Here is a 9607-nt window from a genome sequence, read left to right as displayed (position 1 = left end):
CCGGGGGGGGGGGGGGGGGTTGGGGGGGGGGGGGGGGGCGACGGGGGAGTCTGCGGGACGGGGAGCCCTGGGCGAAGGGCGCCCCCGTTCGGGATCGTGGGTGCTCCAGGCGTACGCGCGGATGAGCCCGTACCGTACGAACTCGTCGCAGGCGGCCCGCAGTTCTCCGCGACCGTCAACGGCACGTCGCCCACTCGCCGCCTTCCCGCGTCCTGTTCTCCATGAGCGAGGACGGTACGAGTGGGGACTGCACACACCCGGCCGCCTGCGAGACCGCCACCGACCGCCCCCCGCACGTGAACTGACGAATAGTCAATTGCCTTGTTGTGGAACGGATTTGGTAATACAGAACCAAGACATTCGAGGGATCGTTCCATGACAGTCCCGGCCTTAGCGTTTGCGGCGTCAGCAGAACACCGCCAACGCAATTGACGGAGACCCCGATGCACCCGCGCCTTGCCACCCGCTCCACCCGACTCGCCTTGGCCATCACGGCCGCGGCAGCCCTCACCGCGACCCTGACCGCGTGCGACCCGGACGACACGGACGCCGCCGCGTCCGCCTCGTCCAGCTCCGACGCCTCGTCCGACCAGGCCAAGAACAAGGACAAGGACACGGACACGGACACGGACACGGATGGCACCGACAAGGACAAGGACGCCACGGGCAAGGAGACCGGCAGCTCCGGCTCCGGCGGCGACAGACCTGGCTCCAGCTCCGACAGCACCGGCAGCACCGGCAGCACCGCCGGATCCGGCGACACGTCGGAGAAGGAGATCGACACCGACAAGGCGAAGCAGGACTACTACGGGCAGTCCTGCGGCACCAACGATCTGACCTTCACGGTCAGCAAGCAGAGCCAACAGGGCGGCTACCTGCTCGTCACCGCCAAGGCCAGGTCCGGCATCTCCTGCGCCCTGGAAGGCATCTTCCCCTCCGTCTCCTTCGGCTCCTTCGCCGACGCCGATTCGAACGAGCAGGCCGTCGGCGACACCGTCAAGCTCTCCGGTTCCACCGTCGCCTACGCCGGAATCCGGGCCAAGAACACCAAGGACGAGTCGGGCAGGGAATTCGAGAACCTCCAGCTCTCCATCAGCGGCGACGCGAACTACGTCACCCTCAAACTCCCCGAGGACACCCTCGTCGACAAGCCGATGGTCACCAACTGGTACGCCAACTCCGGCGACGCCATCCCCGCGAGCAACATGCCCCACACGTGACCGGCCCGGAACGGCCGATTCGACCACGACCGCACCGGCAGCCGCCGAGTATCGTCGTGGCCATGGAAACAACACCCTCACCCGCCCCCGCCTCGCGCCACATCAGCACGCATATCGACCGCCCCGCCAAGACGGTCTACGACTACGCGTCGGCCCCGTCCCACCTGCCCGAGTGGGCCCATGGGCTCGGGAACTCCATCGAAAAGGTCGGCGAGCGATGGATCGCGGATTCGTCACCCCTGGGACGGGTCGTGGTCGCCTTCGCTCTGGAGAACGAGTTCGGAGTGCTCGATCACGAGGTAACGCTCCCCTCGGGCGAGACCGTCTACAACCCGCTGCGGGTGATCGCCGACGGCGCCGGGTGCGAGGTGGTGTTCACCCTCCGCCGACGGCCCGGGGTGAGCGACGAGGAGTTCCAGAGCGACGCGGACGCGGTCTCGGCCGACCTCGCCACCCTCAAGCAGGTGGTGGAGCAGGCATAACCCCCGCCGCCCGCCTCCGCGCCTCAGCCCCGCGCCCGAGACGGGCGAAGCCCACTGGCTGCCAGCGGGGCGGCGGGGCAGCGGGGCGGCGGGGCGATCGACTGCGACGGTACGGCCAGGGAAGGGGCCTTCGCGTGGCTCTGACCGTCGCAGCCGATCCTCGGCCAGGAGGCAGGCGAGCCCGAAGACAACGGCGATCACACGCCCGGAACACCGGCCTCGGCTGCGGCCAGGGCAAGGAAGGCGCACCAGGGGGCGGGGCCGAGGCGCAGAGGCGGGCGGGTCGTGTCCTTGCTGTCGCGGACGGCGCGACCGCCGTCGGCGGTGGGGGCCACTTCGACGCAGTTGTTCTCCGGTCCGGAGTAGGAGGATTTCCGGTACGGGCCTATGACGTCAACGGTCACGTTGTGTCTTCCTTGCTGCTCCGCAGTACGCCCCGGATGAGCCGCGTGCTCGCCTCGGGTGCCAGTGCTGCCGATCGTAGTTGGTCGAACGCATTGGCGTAAGCCGTCAAGTCTTCGGCAGCCTCCAGGACGGAAGAGCCCCTGAGATTGTCCAACGTCACCGCTTCCACCGTGGGTTCGGAGTCGAAACTGAAGGTTGCGAAGGCCGAGGTCATACTCGCCACCGTTCCCGCCGTGAACGGGAGCACCTGGATGCTGACGTTCTTCCGTTTTCCCACGTCAATCAGGTGCGTCAGCTGTTCCCGGTGAGCATCGACGCCTACCAGGGGGTGCCGGATGATCGGCTCCCAGATGACGGCCGCGTAGGTGGCTCCGCCCTCGTCCACCTTCGCCTGTCGCCCCATGCGCACTTTGATCAGCTTCTCTGCGCGCTCGGGAGCGATGTAGTCGAAGGAAGCCGCGGTTACGGCTTCCGCGTAGGCGGAGGTCTGCAGCAGCCCGGGAAACATAACGGGCTGCCACTCCCGGATGTAGGTGGCGTCATCCTCCAGCGAGATGTGGTCAAGGTAGTCCGCACGAAGGTGGGCAGCATGTTCGAGCCACCACCCGCGCTGTTTTGAGGTCTTGGCCAACTCCTCAAGGCGAGAGGCTTTTTCGCGGTCTGTCATCCCATACGCGTTCAGCAACAGCCGTACGTCGATCACACGGCACGAGACATGCCCGCTCTCCATGCGGCTGATCTTGGCCGCAGATGCGGCAATCACCTCGGCAGCCTGCGCCTGGTCCATCTTTGCGGCCTGCCTGTACTGCTTGAGCGCAGTACCGAGCCGCCTACTGCGCACGGTCGGCTTACCACCTGCGGGCATGGTCATTCCCCTCTCACGCTGACGCGCCCAAGTCTGCAACCTGCCCCAGCGCACGGCTAGTCACCCAATGGGGTGACTAGTGCATGCATGCACAAGCAGGGGTTGCGGTGGCTGGATATGCAGCTTTAGCCTCATGGAACTCGCCGTCATCGATTCATCACACGGCGTCACTCCAACCATGCGTCAGCTGGGGGTACAGCCATGCCCACAACCCTTTCCGCGGAGCCGCTTCGCGCCACCTTCCGCATTCCGAAACGCAAGAAACACGTGCCGGCCGTACGGGCCCGGGTGCGGGAGACCTTGGTCAAGTGGGGACTCGAACAGCTCGCGCCCGATGTTGAGTTGGTTGCCTCTGAGCTGATCACCAACGCCGTCATCCACTGCCGGGTGAGTTTCGCCGAGGTCCAGGTGACCGTTCATGTCGACTGGGGTGAGTTGGTGTTGGAGGTCTCCGACCCCGACCGCGCGAGGCTGCCGCAGCTCGGCGAGTGCCGCGCCGAGGGCGACGAGGAGGGCGGACGGGGACTGTTGCTGGTCGCCGCGCTGTCCGACTCCTGGGGGTGCCGGGAGCTGAAGTACGGGAAGTGCGTGTGGGCACGGTTCCGTACGGTTCGGGAGCCTGCCGAGGGCTCGACGTGAAGAGGTGGGGAAAGCGGCGGGGGTGGCGCCGGGATGCGCCCAGGCCCGTACAAGAACCCGTAACTCCCGTGCCGTCGGCGCCCGTACCTACGACACCGGAGATGTGGGACGCGCTCCTTACACTCGCCCGTCATCACCGCATGGAGCGGAACCGGGGCCGTGGCCGGAGCCGAGGCCGTGGAGAGTGGTGGCGTACGTGGAAGGGCTGACCATCGGGATGGTCGTGTACGACGGGACGTTCGACATGCCCGGCAGGATCACCAGCTTCGCCGGGGAGCGGGTCTGCCTGGAGCGCCCCACCGGGTTCGCCTGGGTGGCACGACTGAGTGCCGTACGGCTCGCGACACCGTGGGAACGGCGCCAACTCGCCGCCATCGGCAGACTCCACGCCCGCCAGCACCATTCCGCGTCTCCCGCGTCGCGCTTCGGCGTCTGCGGAAACTGCCACGGCAACCGGCTACTCCGCACCTTGCGCGGCGGCCGGATCGCGATCATCCCCTGCCGCTTCTGCCGGGCCACGGGCAGAAGCGGCGGGGCCGGGGCCGGGAGTGGAGCCGGGCCGTAGCAGTAATCCCCGCTGGCCCGAAGCCGCCGGACAGTGGGATGTCCCAACCGCATGGGCGTTGCAGGCAGGTCCACCCCCGCCTGCGCGGGGAGCACGCGTCCTGCGCGGTCGCCTTGCGGTCGCCGCGCGGTTCACCCCCGCCTGCGCGGGGAGCACAAGCCGTCGTCCTCCACGAATCCCGCGTCGAACGGTTCACCCCCGCCTGCGCAGGGAGCACATGCCGCTGGTTCTGGGCCGGGCAACCGATCGCGGTTCACCCCCGCCTGCGCGGGGAGCACCTGAAGTTCGACTACTGGTGCAAGGGACTCAGCGGTTCACCCCCGCCTGCGCGGGGAGCACCCGGAGAGAACGCCCAGCGGGATGGGGATGTCCGGTTCACCCCCGCCTGCGCGGGGAGCACACTTCCTGACCTGGGGCCTCAGAGGCGCTTTGCCGTTCTTTGACCCGCACTTCTCGTCATATCCTCATCGTTTCAGACTCCCGTGCAGAGGGAGGTCACATGCACCTGAACGCCACCCGTCCCCCATGCCCCGGCAGCTACCCCGAGGGCTTGTACATCAAGCTCAGATGTCATCCGGATCGATCGGGTCCACGCCCGTGCCCTCGTACCGATCCGGCATCAGCGAGACCACCGACCGGCCCGTCGGCCATTCTGCGGACGGCCGGGCCAGATGTACCGCGTGGGTGATCTGCCAGTCGGTACCGCCACCGGCTAGGGCGCCCGCGTCGAGCGCGGCGGTCAGGTCGAGTGGCTCGACCTCCAGGCCGGGCAGGCTTGCCACATGCTCGCCGATGCCCTTGCGCTCCGCCTCGGCAGCCGACAAGCACAGGGCAGGTACGTGGCCGATCGCACGCCCCTCGGCCGCAGCGACCACCAGCCAGGACAGCTGCCGATGCCCGGCTCCGAGCGCGAGCAGCGCGCTGTGGTCGAGGAGAAACGGGGTCACGCAGCGGCCCCGTGGCTACCGCCTGAGCGCGCCGTGATCGCGTCCAGCAGCCGACGGCCGGGTTCTTCGTCGGCATCGGTCAGCTCGACGCCCATGTGCTCCCGCAGATACGCGCGTGCGCGCTCGCCGCGCTCGTGGAGTTCTGTCCGCGTCAGCCGCGCTGCGGCCAGTTCCTCTACAAGGCCGCGGATCGTGGTCCCGTTCTCCTGCGCGAGACGCCCCAGGCGTTCCCGGGCTGCCTTCGACACCTTGATGCTCGTTTCATCGTCAGCCATACCGGTGACTCTACTTTCAGTAGAGCCTCGGCGCGACAAAATGAGCCGTCCTGGAGCGCGCGGACCTTCGCCGCGATGTTCCCCCGCCTGCGCGGGGAGCACGACCTCGTCGGCCGTGCCCCGGTACCCGTCCCCTTCCCTGGGCCCCCTGGGCCCCCTGGGCCCCCTGGGCCTGCGGGGCCTCAAGGCGCCTCAGGCCAACCGGGCGAGGCGCCGACAGAGTCTCCGGGGAGAGTCTCCGGGGCCGAGCGGGCCGCCCGGCCGGACCATCACCGGATCCCCGGGAGCCGCGATCACCGGACCACCCGGCCCCGCCGCGAGCGGCCCGCCCGCACCACAAGGCCCTCCTGGCCCTGCTGGCCCGTCCGGGCCAGCAGGGCCCGACGGTAAGCCCGAACCGTCCGGCCACGACGGTACGAACGACCAGACCCACCCGACCGGAACACCCTCCGGCCGCCTGCCAGCAACCCCGACGCGCTCGTCCACAGACGCGACGACACCACACCACAGACGCCGCCACGCCAGCCCCGCTACAGGCTCCGACCGTCCCCGGACTACCCGCAGAACGCCGCCGCCCCTGACCCGCGCCCCTCCCTTCCGGCCTTCGAGCCGGGGCGGAGCGGCGCTTTCGTCATGCCCGAACGCCGACGGCGTCCAGCGCCGCCGCCCATGGGTACGGCCGCTTCTCGCCGGGCTGATTGGGCACGAAGCCGCCTCCTCCGTCGCCGTACAACACCGTCACACCCATCTCCCGCAGCTCTGCAACGCTCTTGTCGAGTCGACGGTGCTGTGCGTAGGCGGCGTTCACGCATGGCATCGTCACAATGGGAATGTCCTTGCCGATGCCCTCGGCGACCACACCGACCACGAAAGTGGACGTCAGCCCGAGCGCCCAACTGTTGATCGTGTTGAACGTCGCAGGGGCCACCAAGATGACGTCCGCCTTCGGCCAGACGTCCGGCTCGCCCGGGACCTTGTACTCGGAACGCACCGGGCCGCCGGTGAGCCGCTCCAGCTCGGCGCGCTGCGATTCCAGCCAGCGGGCGGCCGTCGGCGTCAACCCAAGACGTACGTCCCACCCCCGCTGCTGCGCGTCCTCGATCACCTGCGCCACGTCGAAGACGGGGGGCGCCGCGCTGCCGAACAGGTAGAGAGTCCGTGAAGTCATGGGCCCAGTCGACCACATGCAAGCGCCCCCGAACCGGGGCCGGTTCAGGGGCGTCGCGCGTACCGTTCCAGATGACGAGTCAGGAACGGAGACCCGTATGCCCAGATGCCCCGACGACGACCACACCGGATCTCGCATCCGGGAGCAGCGAAAGTTGGGCAGGCTCACCCAACGGCGCCTGGCCGAGCGGATCCCCTACTCATACAGCCTCCTCAATCAGGTGGAATGCGGCGCACGCCCAGCCACCGCGGACTTCGTGACAGCGGTGGCGCGGGCGCTCGGAGTGGACACCACCGTGCTGACAGGCCAGCCGTACGTCACTGAACTCCAGCAGGGCCGTCTCGCCGGGCTCGTGCTGCCGATCCGCGAAGCACTGGACCTGTACGACCTCGGAGCGGACCCGTCGCTGACTGCGCGCCCGGTGTCCGATCTGATCGCCACCGCGGACGAGCTGTGCCAGGCGGTCAGGGCGACGCGCCTGCGCAGAGCCGCGGAGAGCCTGCCGTGGGTGATCGCGGAACTCACCCACATCGCGTGGTCGACGCCGTCCACCCCGGTATGGCAGGCCCTCGCGTCCACCTATCGCACGGCGCACGATATCGCCGTCAAGCTCGGATACGTCGACCTGTCGACGGTGGCTCTGGACCGGATGGACTGGGCGGCCGCCAGGGCGTCGGATCCGTGCCTCGCCGCGATCCGGCAGTACAAGCGGGCCCTCGGGTACCACGCGGTCGGGGCCCCGGCCGTGGGGCAGCGCCTCATCGCCTCCGGCCAAGGTCTCCTCGCCCGGGAGTCGTCCCGGGAGTCGCTGGCGGTCGTCGGACAGCTGCACCTCGGCGCGTCCGCTGTGGCGGCGCGGGCCGGTGACGAGGGCGCGGTGCGCACGCATCTGGACGCCGCCGGCGAACTGGCGGAGCGGGTGGGCGGGGAAGCTGGGGATGTGCACTGGCTCTCCTTCGGCCGGGCGAATGTCGAGCTGCACGCAATGGGGGCGGCTCTCGCCATGCGTCACTACGACGACGCCGTAGGACAGGCGCGCGAGATGCGACTTCCGCTGGATCTGCTGACGAGTCGGCGGGCCCGCTTCCAGGTCGACTGGGCGCTGGCGGAGATGGAGACCGGTCACGCCGAGAGGGCGTTGGAGCTGCTTGTCTCGGCACGCAGGACCGCTCCGGAGCAGACTCGGTATCACCCCGTCGCGCGGAAGGCCATCTCCGGGCTGGTCCGGTCGGCGCGGAGCACTCCCGACACGCTGGGACACATGGCCGCGTGGGTGGGCCTGTAGGGCACTCACCACACTCACAGCACTCACCACACTCACAGCGCTCACAGCGCTCACAGCGCTCACAAACCGTGAGCGCTGTGAGCTTGTCTGGCGCCCAGTCTGGAGTCGACCTGATCGAGTCGAGCCAGGACACTCCATGACAGAGCTGACGCATACGCAGTCTCAGACCACGATCTCCCGCTGGCTGGCATCGTCCATCCCGGACCCCGAGTCCGCACACCGGGACTGGGCCGAAGGGCGAGCCGCTATCCTCGCCCTGGGCACGCTCTTCGACGCGGTGAAGGCGCCGAGCCGCCTCGTGCACGCGGCGGCCGGCGCCCCCGAGCGGGAGGCCGTCGCCGCGGCTCTGGCCCCGCTGGGCGGGCCCGTGATCTGGGCGCCGTCCACCTGGTACATGATCCTCGTCCCGGCCGGAACAGCCGAAGGCCGCTGCTCTCCGCACGCGTCCGCGCTCAGCCTCGGCACCTACCTCACGGTGCCCCGGCTCGACCGCACCGGTCCCACCGGCATCCACTGGGCTGCCCCGCCCCCGCACGCCCGCGCCCTGTGCGACCCGGACAAGGTCGCGCAGCTGCTGCACCTCGGACACCAGCGCCAGGGCAGCGCCCTGTGACCGCGCCCGGCACGGCGAGCACCTCACCGGATCCAGCCGATCGCGACTACTACAGCCGCGGCCCCGCCTGGCCGGCCGAGCGGTTGCCCTCTCTGGCTCTCACGGAGACCGAGCACCGGCTCCTCGCAGCCCGCCTCGACGCTGTCGCGCCGACCGTACGCAGGGAGGCACGGTGACCGTCTGCCCCGCCGGCGGCCACGTTTTCCCCGAGGAGAACACGTCGCTCGCACGCTGCGATGAGCACGGGATCACGCTCCTGTGGCGAGGTGAGCCCATCGAGGATGATTTCCCCGGCGCCCCGGAGTCCCTCGCTCCGTGCGCGCCGTGCCTCGCCGCCGCCACCCTCGGCGCCACGCACCACTGCGTCGGGGTGACCGCGCTGCGCGCACTCGGGACCGGCGCGATCCTGTCGGGCCCACGCCCTTGCCCCTGCCGGTGCGCGAGGTGACCGACGGCGACTCCGAGCAGCCCGCCCTACAGACCCATCCGCACGGGCACGGCGCCCCACCTACCGCCCCGGCCGGTCCACGTCCCCCGTCGTGGACCGGCCGGGGCTCCCCACGGACCGGCCGCGACGGCCGCGCGCCTTGCCGTCCGCTGAGGCGGTCTTCCACCCAACCGAGTGAAAGGAGGACAGAACCACACACATGCCGTGCAGGCCGGCGTAAGACTTCGGCGCCCAATCCCTGAGAGGACGACATGGCGCTCATCTGTCCCCACTGCAAGGCCGCCGAAGCCATCTCCTACGTGCAGAACGAGGACGGCAAGACGCTCTTCCCCTGCCTCTTCTGCGACTTGCCGGCCGCACCGAGCCACACCAACCACACCGTGGCCGTGTCCGCGCCGTGCATCACCGGCGGCTGCGCCGGCCGGGTCCAGGACACATACGTGTACGGGATCCGCGGTCGCCTGGTCACGGCGGAGCGCCGACCGTGCGGCTTCTGCGGATCGTCCAGAACCGGAGTGCGAAATGCCGCGAGTGGTCGAGAACATCTCCTGCCCGACGTCCGGCTGTGACGGGTCAAGGGCCGACATCTGGGAGAGCGACGAGAACGGCCGGAAGATGGCCAAGGCCGGAGGCCAGCCCGCCCCGCGCGGGGCAGAGCCGGAAGCCAGCCCGCCCCGCGCGGGGCAGAGCCGGAA

General features: G+C 69.6%; 12 protein-coding genes. 7 read left to right on the top strand and 5 right to left on the bottom strand.

Features of this window, described 5'->3' with window-relative positions:
- Positions 1–443: 443 nt before the first annotated feature.
- Positions 444–1220: a DUF4232 domain-containing protein gene (locus DVH02_RS27745; RefSeq protein WP_114626600.1), complete on the top strand. Its 777-nt coding sequence runs from the start codon at positions 444–446 to the stop codon at positions 1218–1220.
- A 62-nt stretch (positions 1221–1282) separates the two neighbouring features.
- Positions 1283–1702, top strand: coding sequence for an SRPBCC family protein (locus DVH02_RS27740; protein WP_114626599.1), 420 nt, complete (start codon positions 1283–1285; stop codon positions 1700–1702).
- Between the two features lie 197 nt (positions 1703–1899).
- Here DVH02_RS27740 and DVH02_RS27735 read toward each other — a convergent pair whose 3' ends face one another.
- Positions 1900–2106 carry a DUF397 domain-containing protein gene (locus DVH02_RS27735; RefSeq protein ID WP_114626598.1) on the bottom strand — a complete coding sequence of 69 codons (207 nt, stop codon included), beginning with the start codon at positions 2104–2106 and terminating at the stop codon, positions 1900–1902.
- Positions 2103–2972 (bottom strand): helix-turn-helix domain-containing protein, encoded by an 870-nt coding sequence (locus DVH02_RS27730; RefSeq protein WP_114626601.1) that lies wholly within the window; start codon positions 2970–2972, stop codon positions 2103–2105. The genes DVH02_RS27735 and DVH02_RS27730 overlap by 4 nt, the downstream gene beginning before the upstream one ends.
- 201 nt (positions 2973–3173) lie before the next feature.
- On the opposite strand from DVH02_RS27730, the gene DVH02_RS27725 reads away from it, so the two are divergent.
- Both DVH02_RS27725 and DVH02_RS35715 read left to right on the top strand, forming a co-directional pair.
- Entirely contained in the window at positions 3174–3611 is a 438-nt protein-coding gene (locus DVH02_RS27725) for an ATP-binding protein (RefSeq protein WP_114626597.1), read from the top strand.
- 187 nt (positions 3612–3798) lie between these two features.
- Positions 3799–4176 carry a hypothetical protein gene (locus tag DVH02_RS35715; protein ID WP_199566438.1) on the top strand — a complete coding sequence of 126 codons (378 nt, stop codon included), beginning with the start codon at positions 3799–3801 and terminating at the stop codon, positions 4174–4176.
- Positions 4177–4739: 563 nt separating this feature from the next.
- On the opposite strand, the gene DVH02_RS27715 is transcribed toward DVH02_RS35715, so the two are convergent.
- The 3 genes from DVH02_RS27715 to DVH02_RS27700 form a co-directional block, all read right to left on the bottom strand.
- On the bottom strand, positions 4740–5123 hold the full coding sequence (locus tag DVH02_RS27715) for a PIN domain-containing protein (protein ID WP_114626596.1): 384 nt from the start codon (positions 5121–5123) through the stop codon (positions 4740–4742).
- Positions 5120–5398, bottom strand: a complete 279-nt coding sequence (locus DVH02_RS27710) for a hypothetical protein (RefSeq protein WP_114626595.1) — start codon at positions 5396–5398, stop codon at positions 5120–5122. The genes DVH02_RS27715 and DVH02_RS27710 overlap by 4 nt, the downstream gene beginning before the upstream one ends.
- 631 nt (positions 5399–6029) lie before the next feature.
- Positions 6030–6566: a flavoprotein gene (locus DVH02_RS27700; protein WP_114626593.1), complete on the bottom strand. Its 537-nt coding sequence runs from the start codon at positions 6564–6566 to the stop codon at positions 6030–6032.
- 97 nt (positions 6567–6663) lie between these two features.
- Here DVH02_RS27700 and DVH02_RS27695 point away from each other — a divergent pair, with 97 nt between their 5' ends.
- The 3 genes from DVH02_RS27695 (at position 6664) to DVH02_RS27680 (ending at position 9481) form a co-directional block, all read left to right on the top strand.
- Positions 6664–7851, top strand: a complete 1188-nt coding sequence (locus tag DVH02_RS27695; protein ID WP_114626592.1) for a helix-turn-helix domain-containing protein — start codon at positions 6664–6666, stop codon at positions 7849–7851.
- A 136-nt stretch (positions 7852–7987) separates the two neighbouring features.
- Complete coding sequence (locus DVH02_RS27690; protein WP_114626591.1) at positions 7988–8464, top strand: hypothetical protein; 477 nt, start codon at positions 7988–7990, stop codon at positions 8462–8464.
- Positions 8465–9163: 699 nt separating this feature from the next.
- The gene (locus DVH02_RS27680) at positions 9164–9481 is read left to right on the top strand and encodes a hypothetical protein (RefSeq protein WP_114626589.1); all 318 of its coding nucleotides are present in this window, start codon (positions 9164–9166) and stop codon (positions 9479–9481) included.
- Positions 9482–9607 lie beyond the last annotated feature (126 nt).

The organism is Streptomyces corynorhini, assembly GCF_003346515.1.
Classification (GTDB): Bacteria; Actinomycetota; Actinomycetes; order Streptomycetales; family Streptomycetaceae; genus Streptomyces; species Streptomyces corynorhini.
This window is presented reverse-complemented; position numbering and strand designations above follow the sequence as displayed.

Bases quoted from the DNA above. Each gene is read 5' to 3' on its own strand.
- DVH02_RS27745 (WP_114626600.1), top strand. From the start codon at position 444: ATGCACCCGCGCCTTGCCACCCGCTCCACCCGACTCGCCTTGGCCATC.
- DVH02_RS27740 (WP_114626599.1), top strand. From the start codon at position 1,283: ATGGAAACAACACCCTCACCCGCCCCCGCCTCGCGCCACATCAGCACG.
- DVH02_RS27730 (WP_114626601.1), bottom strand. From the start codon at position 2,972: ATGCCCGCAGGTGGTAAGCCGACCGTGCGCAGTAGGCGGCTCGGTACT.
- DVH02_RS27725 (WP_114626597.1), top strand. From the start codon at position 3,174: ATGCCCACAACCCTTTCCGCGGAGCCGCTTCGCGCCACCTTCCGCATT.
- DVH02_RS27710 (WP_114626595.1), bottom strand. From the start codon at position 5,398: ATGGCTGACGATGAAACGAGCATCAAGGTGTCGAAGGCAGCCCGGGAA.
- DVH02_RS27700 (WP_114626593.1), bottom strand. From the start codon at position 6,566: ATGACTTCACGGACTCTCTACCTGTTCGGCAGCGCGGCGCCCCCCGTC.
- DVH02_RS27695 (WP_114626592.1), top strand. From the start codon at position 6,664: ATGCCCAGATGCCCCGACGACGACCACACCGGATCTCGCATCCGGGAG.
- DVH02_RS27690 (WP_114626591.1), top strand. From the start codon at position 7,988: ATGACAGAGCTGACGCATACGCAGTCTCAGACCACGATCTCCCGCTGG.
- DVH02_RS27680 (WP_114626589.1), top strand. From the start codon at position 9,164: ATGGCGCTCATCTGTCCCCACTGCAAGGCCGCCGAAGCCATCTCCTAC.